Below are 18,544 nucleotides of genomic sequence, written 5' to 3'. Positions count from 1 at the left end.
CAATTATCTCTTGCGCTAAGGTTTACGTTTACTCAGTTGGTCTTAATTGCTAAGTAAACAAGTTGTTACTATTGCTAGTTCATGACGCTAACTCAATCGCCTTTTACTACGGCTACTCAATCTGAAAACCGTACTGTGGGACAGCGCTATCGCTCGATCTTTTTGATGGCGATCGCATCCCTAATAGTGCTGGGTGGTTTAGGTGGTCGCTTGGTATATTTGCAGCTTTTAGACGGCGCTGCCAACCGAAAATTAGCTGAAAACAATCGCATTCGGCTGATTCCGAAGCAACCTGAGCGGGGCAAAGTTTTGGATCGCAAAGGTCGGATTTTGGCGGGAAGCCGATTGTCTCATTCGGTTTTTTTGTGGCCTTTGGCTCGCAAGAAAGCCGTATGGGGGAGCACGGTTAAGCGCCTAGCTCAAGTTCTCAAAATTCCTGAAAAAGTGGTACTAGAGCGGTTAGACCAGGCAGGTTATAATTCACCTTTTTTGGTGCGAGTGGCTCGGGGCATTAGTCCAGAGCAGGTCACGGCTTTAACAGAATATAGTGCTGAGTTGGAAGGGGTGCAGGTGGATGCAGAAGCGGTGCGCTACTACCCGAATGGAGATTTGGCAGCACATGTGTTGGGTTACACAGGCGAACTTAGCGATGAAGAACTGAAGCAGCGTCAGGATGATGGCTATCGGTTGGGGGATGTGACTGGGCAAATGGGCATTGAATTGGCGTATGAAAGTTTGCTGCGAGGAGAATGGGGTGGTCAGCAGGTAGAGGTGGACGGTGCAGGACAGGTGGTGAGAATTTTGGGGCAGAAGGCTACCAAAACGGGTCAAGATGTTTCGCTGACGCTGGATGTGGATTTGCAAAAGGTGGCGGAGCAGGCATTGGGCGATCGCAAAGGGGCGATCGTGGCGCTTGACCCTCGCAATGGGGCTGTTTTAGCAATGGTGAGTCGTCCTGCATTCGATCCTAATTTGTTTTCAACGCGCATTACCGATGCCCAATGGGAGCAATTACAGAGTGCGGATCATCCCTTTGTAAATCGGGCGTTGCAAGCTTTTCAGCCCGCGAGTACGTTTAAGATTGTGACCACGGCAGCAGGTCTGGAGTCTGGCAAATTTAGCCCAGACACCGTGTTACCAACCTATCCTTCGCTCATGATTGGCGGCATTGAATTTAACGATTGGAACCGCGCAGGATTTGGGCCGTTAGATTTTCCAGGTGCGATCGCCCATAGCAGTGATACTTTCTTTTACCAAGTAGCAATGACCATTGGTGACCAAACCCTAATCGACTGGACGCGGCGCTTTGGATTTGGACGCAAAACTGGCATTGAGCTGGCGGTCGAAGAGGCTCCCGGCTTGGTGCCCGATGAGGCCTGGAAGCAGAAGGAATTGAAGGAAGGCTGGTTTTTAGGCGACACCGTCAATATGTCGATTGGGCAGGGATATCTGCTGACTTCACCCCTGCAAGTTGCTGTGATGTTTGCAGTGCCTGCCAATGGCGGTTTTTTAGTGAAGCCGCATTTATTGAAGGACAATGAAGAATCTAAAAACTGGCGTGAATCATTAAATCTGCTGCCAACTACCACTCAAAAGCTCCAAAGCGGCTTGCGGGAAGTCGTAACTTACGGTACAGGAGGCGGAGTATACGACCCAAGCTTACCTGCAATTTCCGGCAAAAGTGGCACCTCCGAAGATGTGGGGGGGGGTTCGGATACTTGGTTTGGTGCTTATGCTCCTTCGGATACCCCTGAAATTGTGGTAGTCGCCTTTGCTGAGAAATCGGGTGGTGGTGGCGGTTCTGTAGGAGCGCCCATCGTACGGCAAGTACTAAAAGCCTACTTTGATCTGAAGAAGAAAGGATCTCCTTTGCCCAAACCGTAAGCCAATTTAGGGCAGTAATTAAATAGTCAGCCGTTGAAGTATGGAGACGAGTGTTATGCAGCAACCCATTCATGTGATTGGTGGAGGATTAGCCGGAACAGAGGCAGCGTGGCAAGTTGCGCAAGCGGGTGTGCCTGTCATCCTGCACGAAATGCGCCCTCAGCGGCTCAGTCCCGCACATCACTCTCAGCACTTGGCAGAGTTGGTTTGCAGCAATTCTTTCGGGGCGCAAGCAAGCGATCGCGCCTCTGGGCTGTTGCATGAGGAACTGCGTCGGCTAGGATCGATCGTGATTTCCACCGCAGATACCCATTCCGTTCCTGCCGGGGGAGCCTTAGCGGTTGATCGGGCGGTCTTCAGCCAAACCCTAACTGAAACCTTGGCAAATCATCCTTTAATTGAGCTGCGTCGAGGCGAAGTTCGATCGATTCCTGAGGATGGTATTGTTGTCCTGACTACAGGACCTTTGACCAGTCCCGATTTGGCGGCTGATTTGCATCGCTTCACCGGCATGGACTACATGAGCTTTTTTGATGCAGCCAGCCCGATTGTGGTCGGCGAATCGATTAACTATGATCTTGCTTTTTTAGCATCTCGGTATGACCGTGGCGAAGCGGCATATCTGAACTGCCCCCTGAATCGGGAACAATATTTACTCTTTTGGCAAGAACTCTGTCAGGCAGAACAAGCAGAACTAAAAGATTTTGAGCGAGAAACCGCTAAGTTTTTTGAAGCCTGTTTGCCGATTGAAGAAATGGCAAGACGCGGTGAAGATACCATGCGGTACGGTCCGCTGAAGCCCGTGGGTTTGTTTGATCCCCGTTTGGGAGATTTTCGCGAACCAGAAAACAAGGCAAAGCGTCCCTATGCAGTGGTGCAACTGCGGCAAGAAGATAAAGCAGGTCAATTGTGGAATATGGTTGGTTTTCAAACCAACTTGCGCTGGAGCGAACAGAAACGTGTATTCAAGCTAATTCCTGGTTTGGAAAACGCGGAATTTGTGCGGATGGGGGTAATGCATCGCAATACGTTTATCAATGCGCCAGAGCTGCTGCATCCAACTCTGCAATTTAAACAGCGCTCAACGTTACTTGCAGCAGGACAGTTAGTGGGCACCGAAGGCTACACGGCGGCAGCGGCTGGCGGCTGGCTCGCTGGTACTAACGCAGCAAGAGTAGCGTTGGGGCAAAGTCTCTTAGTCTTACCGGGGACTACGATGATTGGAGCGCTGTTTGAGTTTATTAGCTCTGCATCGCCAAAACATTTTCAGCCGATGCCGCCAAACTTTGGCATTCTGCCTGCCTTACCCGATCGCATTCGCAACAAACAAGAACGCTACGGTGTATATCGCGATCGCTCGTTTGCCGATCTCACTCGTTGGAGCCAGCACCGAGTGGGAGAAAGTTTAGAAGTGGCGATTTGAGCAGAGCGATCGGATATTGCAATCTGGGGCACTCTCTCACATCTACAATTCATCATGATTCTCGCTGGGCGGTACGTGTCCATCGGCGATACCGTTGAGGATGGACGCAGCCCGTACTATAAACACTTTCTAATGTGCCGCCTGATACCATGCGAAGGCAGGTCGGATGATTGCCAAAGCTCCAATAAGCAAAGGCAATGCCCCCTGCCAAAATACTAATTCCACCTGTGATCGCGGCAGATTTAACTGAAGAATTGAATCTCATCATTGCAGCCTCTCAAACTCAGCCGCATCTGTCAGTTACATAGCGAACGGTTTAGTGCAAAGTTTGGAGTTTGGAGTTCGGAGTCTAAAGTTCGGAATTGAGAGCTTAGAGTTTTGAAATCACTCCTTCGCAAACCTCCGCACTCCGCACCTACTAACTAGTGCCCACCTAGCACTTCATACCTAGCACTCCGCATTGCTACAGTCCACTAACGCCATCCAAATCCGCTTGAAGGAGGGTAGCTCCGGTTAAATCAGCCGCGTCTAAATCGGCAAATCGTAAGCTCGTTTGTTTCAGTGATGCGTTTTGAAGATTGGCTTTAGAGAGAACCGCGCCAACCAGATCGGCTGTTTCTAGATTGGCACCCGATAAGTTAGCATCAGCGAGGTTAGTGAGGCTGAGATCTGCGTATTGTAGGCTCACTTGAGTGAGGTTCGCTCCCTGTAAGTTGGCTTCACTGAGATTAGTGCCGTTTAATTTGGCGTTTTGCAAATTGGCATTTTGCAAGTTGGCTCTTGGCAAATGCACGCCCTGTAGATCGCAATTAGGACAATACCGAGTCACAATCAGCCATGCCACGCGTACTTCTAGCGATTCCCAGAGAGAGCGTTTCACGAGTTGTGTCACGCCAATGACACTCAATCCCATCAAGATCCCAATCGCCACAAACACGATGATCTTGCGTTTAGGCATGGTCTTGACCTCACTTCTCGCTGCCTTACTTTCTATTTGCCATGCTTCTAAAGTGTATTTCGATTGCGCCCATCACGCGATCGCCATAACTCCTTCGGAGAGCCTTCGCAACGTTAGTCGCTATGCCGTTTTTGGTGCCAATTCCAGGCATGGGCAATGATTTGATTGATTTCGGCATATTGAGGATTCCAACCTAGGATGCTACGAGCGCGATCGCTGCTGCCAACTAGCGCCGGTGGATCTCCAGGGCGGCGAGGGCACTCCACGGCTTTGATCTCGCGACCGGTAATCTGGCGGGCAGCTTCAATCACCTCTTTCACTGAAAAACCGTTGCCATTGCCCAAGTTGAATGCTGTCGTGTCGCCACCTTTGAGCAAATACTCTAACCCTAAGACATGAGCCGCTGCCAAATCAGTTACATGGATATAGTCTCGAATGCAAGTGCCGTCTGGAGTTGGGTAATCGGTGCCAAAAATAGAAATAGAATCTCGTTTGCCCAAAGCAGTCAGCAGCACGAGCGGAATCAGATGGGTTTCAGGAACATGGTCTTCGCCCAATTGTCCTGCCGGATCAGCCCCCGCAGCATTGAAATAGCGAAAACGAACTGATTTAAATTGATAGGCGCTGTCAAAATCTTTTAGCACTTGCTCAATCATCAGTTTGCTAACCCCGTAAGGGCTAATCGGGTCTTGCGGATGATCTTCTGGAATGGGAACGGCTTTAGGAACGCCATAGGTCGCACAAGTGGAAGAAAAGACAAACTTGTTAATGGAAGCAGCCATCATCGCTTCGAGCAGCGTTAGGGTGCCCACAAAGTTGTTGCGGTAGTATTTTGCTGGATCGGTGACCGATTCGCCAACGTAAGTATAGGCAGCAAAATGCATCACGGCTGCAATATCATGAGTGGCAAAGAGGCTGTCCAGCAGGGCACGATCGCAGGTATCACCCACCACCAACTTGACCTTTAACACGTCATTTGCAATATCTTGATGTCCATAGGCAAGATTATCAAGCACGACCACCTCATAGCCCGCTTGCTGTAAAGCAAGCACCGCATGGGAGCCAATGTAACCTGCTCCACCCGTTACCAAGATCGTTGGTTGCGACATGATCTTTTTTTCCTACTTTTAACTCCATACCAGCCTAGCCCTTCAGGCATGGAATGCCAAAGTTCAAACCGGATCTTTATGCCAACTCAATTCAAATCAAAAAAGGAGCGCGATCGCCCCTTTGAAAAACTTTTTGGTTTCATCCCATATTCAAGGTACGAATGAAATTCAAGGTGCTAGCGAACTCTAGCGATTTTCTCATCTAACATACTCATCTAACATATTTGCCTGATGAGAATGCTCGAAGAAGTTTTAGTAAAGAAAACCAGCGGCGATCGCTCCTTGATATTTATTCGTGCTAACAAAAGCAGAGAAATTTTGACGGTTGCCGTATTATTGGCAATGACAACACGGCACAAAATTAACGACAAAGATCCTCAAAACTTGTTTTTTATAGCAAACTAGAGCGATTTACGGCTTTTGTTGGCTGTCTGACGTTAGAAATTTTCAGAGGCGCACCATGATTCAAGGTTCTTTGGGTACTGGATACTCGATCGCCAGTAGTTCGATGAGGGGGTTCAATCTGCTGCTTGGGCAAACGCCTACCGTGGTAACTCCAACGACATCGGCTCCTGAGCCGTTCGATAATCTGTTCAATAATATAGTCAAAGATTTGCCAGGATTGTTCTTCAACTTGTTGGGAGCGCTCGCGATCTTCCTGATTGGTTTGGCGATTGCATTCTTGTTGGCATCGCTAGTTCGGAAACTGCTCAGTAAAACAGATTTAGATAATCGGATTACTGGCTTGACCGGTAGTCAAGCAAGCGAGGCTAACATTGAAGGCATTGCCTCATCAGTTGTTTTCTGGGTAGTGATGATCCTGGCGTTGGTCGCCGCGTTGAACGTACTCAAACTCACGACCGTCTCGGAACCCCTAAATAATTTTCTTAACCAAATTTTTGCTTATTTACCGCGTATTGGTGGAGCAGCAATTATTGCGGCGATCGCTTGGCTGGTAGCAACTATCACTCGACTGGTGGCAATTCGGATTGCTCACTCTTTTTCCTTAGATGAGAAGCTAACCCAGGCAACCGACCAACCTGCTCCGAGATCGGGGCAGATGCGACTCAGCGAAACGTTAGGAGATGTCCTCTACTGGTTTGTCTTCTTATTTTTCTTGCCTGCTATTTTGGGCGTATTGGAGCTGCGCGGACCATTGCAGCCAGTGCAAACCCTGCTAAATCGTTTTTTAGAAGCGATTCCTCAAATTCTCACGGCGCTCGTCATTCTGGCGTTGGGCTATGTACTGGGTCAATTTGTCCAGAAGTTAGTCACCAATCTCCTGACCAGTATTGGATTTAACAATATTTTGGTCTGGTTAGGGTTGCCATCACAGGCTGCGGTCATTCCACCTCCACCACCAGTCGCTCGCCCTTACAACGAGCCATTGTTAATTGAACCCGATGCAGGCAGAGGAATTTCTACCCGTACTCCTTCTGAGATTGCTGGCATTGTTTCGCTGGTTGGCATTTTACTATTTTCAGCGGTAGCGGCAATCGACGTTTTGAACATTCCTGCGCTGACAGCATTGGTTGGTGGGCTGTTAGTGATTTTTGGGCAAATTTTAGTTGGCTTGGCTATTTTTGCAGTGGGTCTGTATTTTGCAAACCTTGCTTATAACCTGATTGCCAGTTCCGGAACGCCTCAGTCTAAGATCTTAGGACAGACTGCAAAAATTGCGATTTTGGTACTGGTATCAGCATTGGCGTTGCGGCAAATTGGTATTGCGCCCGACATTATCAACCTGGCATTTGGCTTGCTGCTAGGTGCGATCTCAGTTGCGATCGCGATCGCCTTTGGTTTAGGGGGACGGGATGTTGCCTCTGAGCAACTGCGGGAATGGCTTGCTACCTTTAAGCGCCAATCACGATAAGCGCCAATAGAAATCACAATCACTAGAGACTTAAACCTCAAGCTTCAAATATAAAGGCACCTTCATCAGGTGCCTTTTGCTTTCCACACTGCTCTAAGGTTGGTTCATTGTGTTGGTTAAGCGATCGATAGCGGCTGTTAAGCGCTCTTGAGATTCCAATATGGGATCGATTGGGGTTTCTGCTTCTTGCTTTCGGATGAATTTTTCGAGTGCGCGAATGATCAAAAAGACCACCAAAGCAACAATCAAGAAATTCACAATTGCGATCGCTAAGTCGCCTAGCCCAAAAGGTAAATCTTTGAGTTGATTAACATTTGCCGCGTCCAAAAATGGCTTCAACACAACAGACATTAACCAATTCACAAACGCCTCCACAATTTTGCCAAAGGCACCACCGATAATCACGGCAACTGCTAACTCAATCACATTGCCGCGCAGAATGAACTCTTGAAAGTCTCTCAAGAAACCTGTCGCACTTGTTCTTGCTCGCCTTGCCATAGTCATTGCTCCTTGCACACTAATATAGTTAACAAACTTAGGTCACTGCCTTAGCGAATTGTCAATCGCATTAACTATGTCTATTTAGAGGTTTCTCAGCAAACTATATCAAGCTTTTCTTCCTATCGTAGATAAACGTCCATTCTAAGATTCAGTTATCTATAATTTGCGATGGATAGGGACTGACAGCTTGAAACGTAGTCTTCCCGCCTGTATTGAGTGAAAATCACTTGAAACCTGAGTTATCCAAGGGAAGCGCGTTGTTTGAGAGTCGTTATAGTTTTTACTGCCTAAGCTAACCATTCAAAGTATGTGGATAAAACGTAAAATCTCTCCACTTCAGTTTTTTTCTCTAAAATCGCTGTAAATCTTTGGAACAGGTGAAAATGATAGATATGTCCTGGATGTCTGTGTATGACCTGTTGCCTGAATCCTGAATGCCAGCAGCCGCAGAATGCTGATGATGCTGAATTTTGCCTGAGTTGTGGTGCCAAGCTAATTCCCATATTGCGCGGTCGCTATCGGGTAATGCGTGCAATTGGGCAAGGAGGCTTTGGCAAAACCTACTTGGCCCTGGATAGCGATCGCCTCAATGCCCGCTGCGTGATCAAACAATTTTCGCCCCAGGTGAAAGGCACAAAGTCGCTAGATAAAGCCGTGCAACTTTTTCAACAGGAAGCAGAGCGGCTAAATGAATTAGGTGAGCATCCCCAGATTCCAACCCTGCTGGCATATTTTGAACATGAGCAGCGGCTCTATCTGGTGCAGCAATTTGTTGAAGGACAAACCCTGCTGCAAGAAACTATTCAGCATGGATATTTTGGCGAACGGCGGATTCGCGAAGTGCTCGTGGGCTTGCTGCCTTTGCTTAAGTTTGTCCATGATCATCATGTGATCCATCGCGATATTACGCCGTCTAATATCATTCGACGGGCGAGCGATCAAAAACTGGTGTTGATTGATTTTGGCGTGGCAAAACTGCTATCAGCAGAAGCAACGGGGCAACCAGGCACGCGGATTGGCACTGAGGGCTATGCGCCGATGGAACAACTCCGTGGGGGCAAAGCATATCCAGCCAGCGATATTTATAGCTTGGCGGCGACCTGCATTTTTTTGATGACCCATGTTAAACCCGATGATTTGTATGACCCTATGGAAGGGCGCTGGCTATGGCGCGATCGCCTGCGGCAGCAAGGGGGCAACATCAGTAACGTGATCGCGCAAATCCTTGACAAAATGCTGAAAGATTTAGTCAGTGAGCGGTATCCATCGGCGGATGCTGTCATGCGAGATCTGCGATCGGCACTGTCTCGTCCGACAGCGGCATCAGCGAGTTCTCTGGGTATTGCTTCTTCTCAACCATCCCATCCCCTCTTTTCCAAACCCACCTCTTCGCCTCCCTCGGCTCAATCTGGCAATGCCCCGCTTTCACCATCCACACCTGCTACGCCTTCTGGGCAATTTCGGAGCCAACCCGGTGCTGCGGTCTCCAAACCCAATGTGTCCGCAGGGCGGCTTTCAGCTCCACATTCTGGCAGTCAGGGAAACCGCTGTTTATATAGCTTTACTGGGCATTCTCGTTGGGTGATGGCAGTATGTATCAGTCCAGATAGTCAATCGGTCATCAGTGGCGGATTGGACGATGCAATTCGGATCTGGAATTTGGAAACGGGCAGTTTGATGCAAACCTTGAAGTCCCATACCAAACCAGTTAACTGTTTATCGATCAGTCCCGATAGCCGCATGTTAGCGAGTGGTAGCGATGACCACACAATTAAACTGTGGAACCTGACCAATGGCAGTCTGCTTCATACTTTAACGGGGCACTCTGATAACGTGAAATCGGTGGCGTTTTATGGCGTGGGTCATCTACTTGCCAGCGGCGGCGAAGATCGAACGGCACGGATTTGGCAATTGGCAACAGGAGAAGCCCTACGAATTTTTTCTAATACGGCAGGGATGATTCGAGCAGTGGCGGTGAGTCCAGATAGCCAAATTCTTGCTAGCGGTGGATTGGATAACCAAGTAAAGCTGTGGAGTCTGAAAACAGGGGAGCTAATCCGAACGCTGCCGAAAAGCCACTTTAGTGCAGTTAATGCGATCTCGATCTCGCCCAATAACAAAACGCTGATTAGCGCTAGCAGGGACAAAACCATTAAAATCTGGAACCTAGCCACTGGTGAAGTGATTCGCACCCTCACCGGACACACCGATTCAGTCAATTCTATTGCGCTAAGCACCGACGGCAAAACGTTAGTCAGCGGCAGCAGCGACACTAAAATTAAACTGTGGAATGTAGAAACAGGCGACCTAAAAGCGACCCTTAGCGATCATATTAGCGGCGTGAATGCCGTCAGCATTAGTTCTAACGGCTATCGAATCGCCAGTGGCAGTTCAGACAATATGGTGAAAGTGTGGCAGATACGGTAAGAGGTAGAGTGCGAAGAGTTTTGATCTCGCCAGCCCCTATGTATTCTCCAATTTATAGCTTGCCACTCGTTATTCAGGAACGCTCAACTAGGATTAAACTAAGGGGTGCAAACTGGTTAAGACTGGGTAATCTTTGAATGGTGCAAGTCTGACGTTTCGCGAAGCCGCCGTTCAAAGTCATCCATGCAATGGGGTTGAGTTTATGAGATCTTATTTGGCTGCTGCCATTCAAATGACAAGCGTGCCCGATTTGAAGAAGAATCTGGCAGAAGCAGAAGAACTAATTGACCTAGCAGTGCGCCAAGGAGCGGAACTGATTGGGTTACCAGAAAACTTTTCATTTTTAGGGGAAGAGCAGGACAAAATGGCTCAGGCGGAGGCGATCGCCCAAGAAAGCGAAAAATTCATCAAAACGATGGCGCAGCGCTTCCAAGTCACCATTTTGGGCGGCGGGTTTCCGGTTCCAGTAGGCAATGGGAAAGTCTACAATACAGCGGTGCTAGTCGGAGCGAGTGGAGAAGAGCTTGCCCGATACGAAAAAGTGCATTTGTTTGATGTTAATGTTCCTGATGGCAACACCTACCAAGAATCGGTCACGGTGCTTGCAGGACTCCAAATGCCGCCTGTGCATCCTTCCAAAGACTTAGGCAATCTGGGGCTTTCTGTTTGTTACGATGTCCGTTTCCCAGAGCTGTATCGTCATTTATCTCAAATGGGTGCGGAAGTATTATTCATTCCAGCAGCATTTACTGCCTATACAGGCAAAGATCACTGGCAAGTGTTACTGCAAGCACGAGCAATTGAAAACACGAGCTATGTTTTAGCACCAGCCCAAACGGGACGGCATTATGCAATGCGTCAAACCCATGGACACGCGATGATTATTGATCCTTGGGGCACGGTGTTGGCGGATGCAGGAGATAAACCCGGTGTGGCGATCGCGGCGATTGAACCCTCCCGTCTAGAACAGGTACGTCGTCAAATGCCTTCATTGCGACATCGCGTCTTTATGTAGAGCTACAGAACTCTGCTGCTTCGTCAATCTGGCGAATGATGAATAAATGCGATCGCCGTAATAACAGGAATCAACTTCTTCCCATAGGGCTTCGGTATTCCCATAGACTTTTAGATGTTAAACAGCATCCCAGCTACAAGTACGAAACTGGAAAGGAAGACCCTTCCGTAAGCTGCGGGTCGCTCCTAATCGCCAAAGTTATTTTGGCTGGGTTTAATCAGCAAATCGCGTCGTAAAGTAAAAGGTTTGAAAAGTTTATACAAGTTTACTTAGACCATACAATTAACTATTTTTAACAAAAGCCTTGGCGAATCCAAAATATCAGTTTTCCCAAAGCTGCGCTAGCACAAATATCTTTGTGTAAACCTGCGAAAGCCTCATTTCACAGCAATTTTGGAGGCTTTATACCTAAGTTTTAGTGGTTTGTCGAACAAAACACCTTTAAAACAGCTTTTAGAACTCTCTCTATACACAAAAACTAAGGTGTCGAACCAAATGAGATCGCCAGCATCTAATTTAAGTTTGATCCGGTTTTTATCAAAAAAGACTATAAAAACGTTTTTTAGCTTAAAAATTGCTTAAAACAGGTATAGAGTGTCTTCAAGGAACTACAGTTCCCCCATCATCTTGATAGCTGTGGTTTATTCTTCTGCTAGCTTCTAAGTCAGCTTTCTTTAACTCTCAAATTCGACAATAATGCTTGCAGCGACTCAAAAAACGATTGCACCTTAATAGCTGACAGTTGAGGCGATCGTGGTTTACCTCCCCGTAGCGCAGACCTTATTACCACCTTTAAGAACAAATTAGGAGACAAACATATGAAGCTTGCTGTTTATGGAAAAGGTGGAATTGGAAAATCAACAACAAGCTGCAATATCTCTGTAGCGCTTGCCAAACGCGGCAAAAAAGTTTTGCAAATTGGGTGCGATCCAAAGCACGACAGTACTTTTACCCTAACGGGTTTCCTGATTCCAACCATTATTGATACGCTGCAAGAAAAAGACTATCACTACGAAGACGTGTGGCCAGAAGATGTCATCTATAAAGGATATGGCGGAGTTGACTGTGTAGAAGCAGGTGGACCTCCTGCAGGCGCAGGTTGCGGTGGCTACGTCGTGGGTGAAACGGTCAAGCTTTTGAAAGAACTGAACGCCTTCGATGAATACGACGTAATTTTGTTTGATGTGCTAGGCGACGTTGTTTGTGGCGGATTTGCTGCTCCCCTAAACTACGCCGATTACTGCATGATCGTGACGGACAATGGCTTCGATGCCTTATTTGCCGCTAACCGAATTGCGGCTTCAGTTCGCGAAAAGGCACGGACTCATCCACTGCGGCTTGCAGGTCTAATTGGCAACAGAACTTCAAAGCGTGATCTGATTGAGAAATACATTGAAGCAGTTCCAATGCCAGTGCTTGAAGTGTTGCCATTGATCGAAGACATCCGGGTTTCTAGAGTGAAGGGCAAAACCTTGTTTGAGATGGCTGAAACAGATCCTTCTTTAAACTACGTCTGTGATTACTATCTCAATATTGCAGATCAGATTTTGGCAAGACCCGAAGGCGTTGTGCCAAACGATACTCCTGATCGGGAGCTATTTTCGCTGCTATCTGATTTCTACCTCAATCCGCAGCAGCCTAAAGTAAAATCCGAAGAAGAAGTGCTGGATCTGATGATGGTTTGAAAATGATCTGAAGAGAGTTTTGAGTTTTGAAGATTAAGTTACAAGTTGTTCGACAATAGTGTGGAACTGAAGCTTCAAGCTCATTAACTCTTGTTTAAGGTGTCGTGTGAATACTCAGCAGTTTCGTCAATCCGTAAAAAAGAAATGGCTAGACTACTACGTCGAAAATCGTGTTTGGATTGCTCGGTTGCAGATCTGGGTTAATTGTGACGGGCAACGCCGTCCCTCCTCAAGTTTCATACTGGCAACGCTTTCTGCATTGGAGCCCCAGCTAAATCAGTTGCTTCCCTTAATCGTTGACTTAAGCAATAATCCAGACCGAATCGTAGCGGCTCTTGATCTCAACTTTAATCCAGATGAACATCTAAAAGCGGTAGCTAAGTCCAGTTCGAAAGCTTTGAATAACGGCAACGTGAAGCAGACAACCGCCAAGGATGCGCTCAAATTTCTTCCGGCTGCATCATCCTATGAAACTGATCTGCCCACAAGCCAAGTGTCTCATTTGATATCCAAGATTGATGAATCCTGTGAGGGCGGTCGTTCCCAGCGATCACAACCCACTAAATCCTAGTCTGGGAAGCTCTAAGCCACTGAGTGAACACTAGCTAAATTTAATAGTGGACAGACATATTGGTTGCTCGACTTGCTGAAAATGCTCACTTAGACAACTCTCAGTTTGCTGAGAAATCGATTTTTTTAACTTAAAGACTCGCCAATTAGTTCTAGAGGATGCTGTAATGACCCTTGCCGATACCCAACCCCAAGCATTGACGTTTGAATGTGAAACAGGTAACTACCATACATTTTGCCCAATTAGCTGCGTCGCTTGGCTATACCAAAAAATTGAAGATAGTTTCTTTTTGGTGATTGGAACGAAAACATGCGGATATTTTCTGCAAAATGCGATGGGAGTGATGATTTTTGCTGAACCCCGTTATGCAATGGCAGAACTGGAGGAAGGCGATATTTCGGCGCAGTTAAATGATTACGAGGAGCTGAAGCGGCTTTGCCTACAAATTAAGCGCGATCGCAACCCCAGTGTGATTGTCTGGATCGGCACTTGCACCACCGAAATCATCAAGATGGATTTAGAAGGCATGGCTCCCAAATTGGAGTCTGAGCTTAGCATCCCAATCGTGGTCGCCCGTGCCAATGGTCTCGACTACGCTTTTACCCAAGGAGAAGATACCGTGCTGGCAGCGATGGTGCATCGCTGCCCAGAAAAAGCGCCAGAGACGGAGAAAGAGGAGCGGAATGCGATCGCAAAACTGCTGAACTTTGGGCGTAAAAAAGAAGACATTGCCACGGATGAAGCTGAATACATTGATCACCCACCACTCGTCCTGTTCGGCTCTCTCCCTGACCCAGTTGTTACCCAGCTAACCCTTGAACTGAAGAAACAAGGCATTAAGGTTTCCGGCTGGTTACCCTCCAAACGCTACACTGAACTGCCAATTGTCCAAGAAGGCTATTATGTCGCAGGCGTGAACCCCTTCCTCTCCCGTACTGCTACCGCTTTCATGCGACGACGCAAATGCAAACTAATTGGTGCCCCCTTCCCCATTGGTCCTGACGGTACCCGTGCTTGGGTTGAAAAAATCTGCTCTGTTTTTGGTATCGAACCCAAAGGCTTAGACGAAAGAGAAGCGCAGATTTGGCAAAACCTAGAAGAATACACCAGCTTAATTCGTGGAAAATCTGTATTTTTCATGGGTGACAACCTGCTGGAGATTTCGCTTGCCCGTTTCCTAATTCGTTGTGGCATGACCTGCCACGAAATTGGCATTCCATACATGGATAAGCGATATCAAGCCGCAGAACTCGCTTTATTAGAGCAAACCTGCTTAGAAATGAAAGTTCCTACTCCTACAATTGTTGAGAAACCAGATAACTATAACCAACTGCAACGAATCAAAAAACTTCAACCTGATTTAGTCATCACAGGCATGGCTCATGCTAATCCGTTAGAAGCCCGTGGCATCAACACAAAGTGGTCGGTTGAATTTACCTTTGCCCAAATTCATGGCTTCACTAACGCACGGGATATTCTTGAGCTCGTCACTCGTCCTCTCCGCCGTAATAACTCTCTCAAAAATTTGGGTTGGGATAGACTTGTTAAAGATGAATTCACCTCTTCAGAGATATAGAAAATCTTTGCTGTTCCACAGAGATTGATAAGAGGTTGTCTCTCTTGAGCTGACTGTCAACGGCTTACACCTTAGTTAATTCAACGAACTCCCTACATTTACTTATTTATCAGTTAGGGTATCAAGACATTGTTGCCATTTGTCCTCGTAATTGGACAGTGGCAGCCTGTTTTGATTGAACAGAAATGGTTGCCAGACCACCCGCTGCCAGCATGAAAATTGGGTTGACCATAGCATTCAATACAGAGTCAAACATGTAAAGGGTGACACATACCGCCAAAGCGGCAGCCGGAGCCACCATTGGACGTAGCCATAGTCGCGCAGGATAGCGGATGCAAAAACTTATAACGGGCAACAAAATGGATGCTGTTAATGCTGCTAACCCATAGGCACCCTGAAGTCCAAATGCAATAATCCACAAGCTGTCAGTAATGGCGACATCCTTCCCATTCTCGTCAAATACTCGATTTCTGCCAAACCCTCCCCACCCAAACATCGCATTTTCACGCGCCCTTGCGCCTAATATTTCTTCATTATCAAACCTGAATTTAACGGAGGCAACTCGTTCTGCGTCAAACGTTTGAGATAACGTATCAATGATTTGCTTATTGGGAAAAGTTCCAGTCACACCCATGTATAGATACCAGCAAATTCCTAAGATGAGCATCCATAGTAAAATGGCAGTACGAAAATACCACCCTACTAAAAGAATGACTAGCCCTAGCAAAAAAAGCGCGTAGGCTCCCGTTGAGCGCGAAATAATAAATGTAATTAATAAAAGCGACATCAGCAAGCCCATCGGCTGGTTTAGAATCCGTTTTATTCCCGTTCGCCATAATGTAATGCCTATGATGCAAGCAGTCATCAACCAAACACCTAACATCAAACCATGCTCTAGAAATACTTGCGGTCTGTATCCTCCATAACGAATAGATTGAGCTGCCTCCCGCCCTGTATCCATTCCATAGACAAGAACATGAAGGCTAGAAAATGTGCGGCTTTCATACCAACAGAAAGGAATATAAATTAGCCCGCCAATAAATAATCCTATTGCTAGTTGGCGCAGTGCAGCAAAACTATCCAGATAAATGCGCCCCAAAAAGTAGGGAACTCCCCAAGTAACAATTTGCACCTGCGTGGTTGAAAAGCCATCATAAGCACCCAAGTCATTTACGACAGAGCTAATAAACGGGCAGGTACACCATAAAACAATAGGAATGTCAATCCAACTAAATTTAAAGGCACTGATTCGTTTGGGGTTGAATAGAAATGTCGCTATTAAAATTCCGTAACAAGCAGCTGACGTTTTTGTGTAAGCAGGAATTCCAGGTAGCTTTAAAGTCGCAACAGGCAAGAAGAGCCAAGCAAATATGAAGCTCATGATCATTGCTTGTCGCTCTGGATACCGTCTGAAGATATACAAAACTGCTGGAATCCAGGAAAACATCATCAATGAAACAAACGCGTTACCACCCATAAATTAAGCTCGGATGAGAAGAATAGATTAAGCAAGCAAAAGATATGAATACAAGGCTAACTTTTGCATCATGAAAACTGCATCAAAAACATGACTTAGCGGGTTAATTGGCAGTCTAAGCAACAGCCAGGTTGGAATGATTCAACCTATACCTGTATAGCGATCGCAACACATGAATCTAACAATGATTCCTTCAAAAAAATATCAAGGATTCAGAGTGTCAGTCTCAAACTTAGCAGAATCACTCAGGAGCGGCGCACATAGACTCTAACAGTCCAGTTCTTTCAGAAAGGTTTATTGTTACTTGATAAAACGAGACAACCCAGAATATATACACTTAAGCCTTTAACTAAAAGTTCGCCGGACTATCCTGATTACTACTTAATCAACAGGAAACTTCTTTAGAATTCTGCTCCCAGAACAATCAACAATTCACCTGGTCAACCTTTTTCTTTATGGGCATAACCGTCCCCAGTGCATCACTAGCATTTTGGCAGTATTTGCTGAGCGGATCTTTATCTGTTCTTTTTAAAGTGTGGGTATGGTTAAAGTGATATGAATTTTATGTGAAGTAATGCTATTGAAATAAAGTCTTCCATCAGGAAATTTCATACTAAAGCTTCAACTACTTCTCTAAGGCTGCAAAGCATCTCGAGATATAGTAGTTTCACGGGTGTATCGGTCTGCTTTTTTCAATTAGTGTTCAGATATTTAGTCTGAATATAGATAAGTTTTCCTGGAGAGTAAATCAAATTTAGGGAAACATAAAAAATATCTGTAACCATATGCACAAATCAACTTTTCTAAACCCCGTCACTTTTTAGACAAAACATGATGATTAGGAGAACCCCGCGCTCTATTGCAGGCATTGTTTTGTCCTCTCTAGTTGGAACAACTCAGCCTTTATCTGTCTTGGCTCAGAGTTCGCCACTAACTGCACCCTCTTCAAATTCAGTGCCTTTTGAGCAAAGGGTACCATTACCTGAGGCTCCTCCCCCCTCCAATGTTAGACCAGGTACTATTTTGGGTGATGCTTACACTCTAGGCGCTGGAGATATTGTCAGAGCTGAAATTTTTGACATTGCGCCAGAACTAGCACTAGAGCCACGGTACACAATTTTATTAGACGGCACACTCAACTTACCATGGGTGGGAAGCGTTCCTGTTCAAGGGTTGACACTAACGCAAGCGGCAGCAGTAATTTCAGCAAAGTACGGTCGGTTTGTCCGAAACCCGCTAGTTACAATTAGTTTATTAGCTCCTAGACCGCTTAAAGTCGGTGTGATTGGAGAAGTTAACCGTCCTGGCTCTTACATTCTTAGTGTTATTAGTAACGAGGTTTCGCAGGCAAGCCTCAACCAAAGAACATCATCAGAAGGCGGGAACCAATGGCCTAGAGTAACTCAGGCGATTCAATCGGCTGGCGGCGTCACTCAAATTGCCAATATTCGTGAAGTGAGAATTCGGCGATTGCAAACAGATCGCGAAGAAATCGTGGCGATCGATCTGTGGAGGTTTTTACGCGAAGGTGACCTTAGCCAAGACATCTTGCTTCGCGATGGTGATACTATCATCATTCCTAAAGCTGATAAGTTGGATGCTGGAGAAGCAACTCAGGTTGCAGCAAGCAACTTTTCTCCTGAAACTATTTCAGTCAGTATCGTTGGGGAAGTCACAGCCCCAGGCTCACTTAAGCTAAAGCCTAATACAACTTTAAACCAAGCTATTATGGCAGCAGGTGGATTTAGAGTTGGTCGAGCCAGTAAGAAGGGAGTGGATTTAATTCGTCTCAATCCAGATGGCACAATTACTCGCAAGAAATACTCTATTGATCTCGATCAAAATTTGAACGAAGGGCGCAATCCTGCTCTTTACAATAATGACATAATCGTGGTGAACCGAACATTTATCGCATCAGCCAATGACTTTTTGATCAATGCGATTGGTGCTCCACTCACTATTTTTGGCGGGATCTCAGGGTTTAGAAACTTGATATTTCCTAATGGAAACAATGGAAATAATGGAAATTAGCAATATTTCAGGAT

14 protein-coding genes are annotated in these 18,544 nt (G+C 46.4%); 9 read left to right on the top strand and 5 right to left on the bottom strand.

From position 1 onward, the window contains the following. The first annotated feature begins 81 nt into the window (after nucleotides 1–81). Nucleotides 82–1,884 carry a penicillin-binding protein 2 gene (mrdA, locus tag JOY44_RS13015; RefSeq protein ID WP_171574159.1) on the top strand — a complete coding sequence of 601 codons (1,803 nt, stop codon included), beginning with the start codon at nucleotides 82–84 and terminating at the stop codon, nucleotides 1,882–1,884. Nucleotides 1,885–1,924: 40 nt separating this feature from the next. After that, nucleotides 1,925–3,307 (top strand): FADH(2)-oxidizing methylenetetrahydrofolate--tRNA-(uracil(54)-C(5))-methyltransferase TrmFO, encoded by a 1,383-nt coding sequence (gene trmFO / locus JOY44_RS13010; RefSeq protein WP_203032024.1) that lies wholly within the window; start codon nucleotides 1,925–1,927, stop codon nucleotides 3,305–3,307. 52 nt (nucleotides 3,308–3,359) lie between these two features. Here trmFO and JOY44_RS13005 read toward each other — a convergent pair whose 3' ends face one another. The 3 genes from JOY44_RS13005 to galE form a co-directional block, all read right to left on the bottom strand. Then, entirely contained in the window at nucleotides 3,360–3,575 is a 216-nt protein-coding gene (locus tag JOY44_RS13005) for a hypothetical protein (RefSeq protein WP_171574158.1), read from the bottom strand. Nucleotides 3,576–3,770: 195 nt separating this feature from the next. Next, a complete protein-coding gene (locus JOY44_RS13000) occupies nucleotides 3,771–4,265 on the bottom strand; it encodes a pentapeptide repeat-containing protein (RefSeq protein WP_197985284.1) in 495 nt (164 codons plus the stop codon). Nucleotides 4,266–4,378: 113 nt separating this feature from the next. After that, nucleotides 4,379–5,374: a UDP-glucose 4-epimerase GalE gene (gene galE / locus JOY44_RS12995; RefSeq protein ID WP_171574157.1), complete on the bottom strand. Its 996-nt coding sequence runs from the start codon at nucleotides 5,372–5,374 to the stop codon at nucleotides 4,379–4,381. Nucleotides 5,375–5,834: 460 nt separating this feature from the next. Between galE and JOY44_RS12990 the strand changes: the two genes are divergently transcribed. Continuing rightward, a complete protein-coding gene (locus JOY44_RS12990) occupies nucleotides 5,835–7,247 on the top strand; it encodes a mechanosensitive ion channel (protein WP_197985282.1) in 1,413 nt (470 codons plus the stop codon). A gap of 93 nt (nucleotides 7,248–7,340) precedes the next feature. Here the strand turns inward: JOY44_RS12990 and mscL are convergent, their stop codons facing one another. Further along, nucleotides 7,341–7,745: a large conductance mechanosensitive channel protein MscL gene (gene mscL, locus JOY44_RS12985; protein WP_171574155.1), complete on the bottom strand. Its 405-nt coding sequence runs from the start codon at nucleotides 7,743–7,745 to the stop codon at nucleotides 7,341–7,343. Between the two features lie 414 nt (nucleotides 7,746–8,159). On the opposite strand from mscL, the gene JOY44_RS12980 reads away from it, so the two are divergent. The 5 genes from JOY44_RS12980 to JOY44_RS12960 all read left to right on the top strand — a co-directional run bounded on the left by JOY44_RS12980 (nucleotide 8,160) and on the right by JOY44_RS12960 (nucleotide 15,022). After that, entirely contained in the window at nucleotides 8,160–10,175 is a 2,016-nt protein-coding gene (locus JOY44_RS12980; RefSeq protein ID WP_171574154.1) for a WD40 repeat domain-containing serine/threonine-protein kinase, read from the top strand. Nucleotides 10,176–10,377: 202 nt separating this feature from the next. Beyond that, the gene (locus JOY44_RS12975) at nucleotides 10,378–11,190 is read left to right on the top strand and encodes a carbon-nitrogen hydrolase family protein (protein WP_171574153.1); all 813 of its coding nucleotides are present in this window, start codon (nucleotides 10,378–10,380) and stop codon (nucleotides 11,188–11,190) included. 818 nt (nucleotides 11,191–12,008) lie between these two features. Then, a complete protein-coding gene (gene bchL, locus JOY44_RS12970; RefSeq protein WP_171574152.1) occupies nucleotides 12,009–12,875 on the top strand; it encodes a ferredoxin:protochlorophyllide reductase (ATP-dependent) iron-sulfur ATP-binding protein in 867 nt (288 codons plus the stop codon). A gap of 106 nt (nucleotides 12,876–12,981) precedes the next feature. Continuing rightward, nucleotides 12,982–13,446: a DUF5331 domain-containing protein gene (locus tag JOY44_RS12965; protein ID WP_171574151.1), complete on the top strand. Its 465-nt coding sequence runs from the start codon at nucleotides 12,982–12,984 to the stop codon at nucleotides 13,444–13,446. Between the two features lie 166 nt (nucleotides 13,447–13,612). After that, complete coding sequence (locus tag JOY44_RS12960; RefSeq protein ID WP_171574150.1) at nucleotides 13,613–15,022, top strand: ferredoxin:protochlorophyllide reductase (ATP-dependent) subunit N; 1,410 nt, start codon at nucleotides 13,613–13,615, stop codon at nucleotides 15,020–15,022. Nucleotides 15,023–15,143: 121 nt separating this feature from the next. Here JOY44_RS12960 and JOY44_RS12955 read toward each other — a convergent pair whose 3' ends face one another. After that, on the bottom strand, nucleotides 15,144–16,499 hold the full coding sequence (locus JOY44_RS12955) for an O-antigen ligase domain-containing protein (protein WP_171574149.1): 1,356 nt from the start codon (nucleotides 16,497–16,499) through the stop codon (nucleotides 15,144–15,146). 954 nt (nucleotides 16,500–17,453) lie between these two features. Between JOY44_RS12955 and JOY44_RS12950 the strand changes: the two genes are divergently transcribed. Then, nucleotides 17,454–18,530 carry a polysaccharide biosynthesis/export family protein gene (locus JOY44_RS12950; RefSeq protein ID WP_207211192.1) on the top strand — a complete coding sequence of 359 codons (1,077 nt, stop codon included), beginning with the start codon at nucleotides 17,454–17,456 and terminating at the stop codon, nucleotides 18,528–18,530. The last annotated feature ends 14 nt before the right edge of the window (nucleotides 18,531–18,544 follow it).

This window comes from Leptolyngbya sp. Cla-17, from assembly GCF_016807185.1.
Classification (GTDB): domain Bacteria; phylum Cyanobacteriota; class Cyanobacteriia; order Leptolyngbyales; family Leptolyngbyaceae; genus ULC077BIN1.
Note: the sequence above shows the minus strand (reverse complement) of the source record. Positions and strands in the feature narration are given on the sequence as shown.

Excerpts from the sequence above, each read along its gene's own strand:
- mrdA (WP_171574159.1), top strand. The coding sequence starts at position 82 with ATGACGCTAACTCAATCGCCTTTTACTACGGCTACTCAATCTGAAAAC.
- trmFO (WP_203032024.1), top strand. The coding sequence starts at position 1,925 with ATGGAGACGAGTGTTATGCAGCAACCCATTCATGTGATTGGTGGAGGA.
- JOY44_RS13005 (WP_171574158.1), bottom strand. The coding sequence starts at position 3,575 with ATGATGAGATTCAATTCTTCAGTTAAATCTGCCGCGATCACAGGTGGA.
- JOY44_RS13000 (WP_197985284.1), bottom strand. The coding sequence starts at position 4,265 with ATGCCTAAACGCAAGATCATCGTGTTTGTGGCGATTGGGATCTTGATG.
- galE (WP_171574157.1), bottom strand. The coding sequence starts at position 5,374 with ATGTCGCAACCAACGATCTTGGTAACGGGTGGAGCAGGTTACATTGGC.
- JOY44_RS12990 (WP_197985282.1), top strand. The coding sequence starts at position 5,835 with ATGATTCAAGGTTCTTTGGGTACTGGATACTCGATCGCCAGTAGTTCG.
- mscL (WP_171574155.1), bottom strand. The coding sequence starts at position 7,745 with ATGGCAAGGCGAGCAAGAACAAGTGCGACAGGTTTCTTGAGAGACTTT.
- JOY44_RS12980 (WP_171574154.1), top strand. The coding sequence starts at position 8,160 with ATGACCTGTTGCCTGAATCCTGAATGCCAGCAGCCGCAGAATGCTGAT.
- JOY44_RS12975 (WP_171574153.1), top strand. The coding sequence starts at position 10,378 with ATGAGATCTTATTTGGCTGCTGCCATTCAAATGACAAGCGTGCCCGAT.
- bchL (WP_171574152.1), top strand. The coding sequence starts at position 12,009 with ATGAAGCTTGCTGTTTATGGAAAAGGTGGAATTGGAAAATCAACAACA.
- JOY44_RS12960 (WP_171574150.1), top strand. The coding sequence starts at position 13,613 with ATGACCCTTGCCGATACCCAACCCCAAGCATTGACGTTTGAATGTGAA.
- JOY44_RS12955 (WP_171574149.1), bottom strand. The coding sequence starts at position 16,499 with ATGGGTGGTAACGCGTTTGTTTCATTGATGATGTTTTCCTGGATTCCA.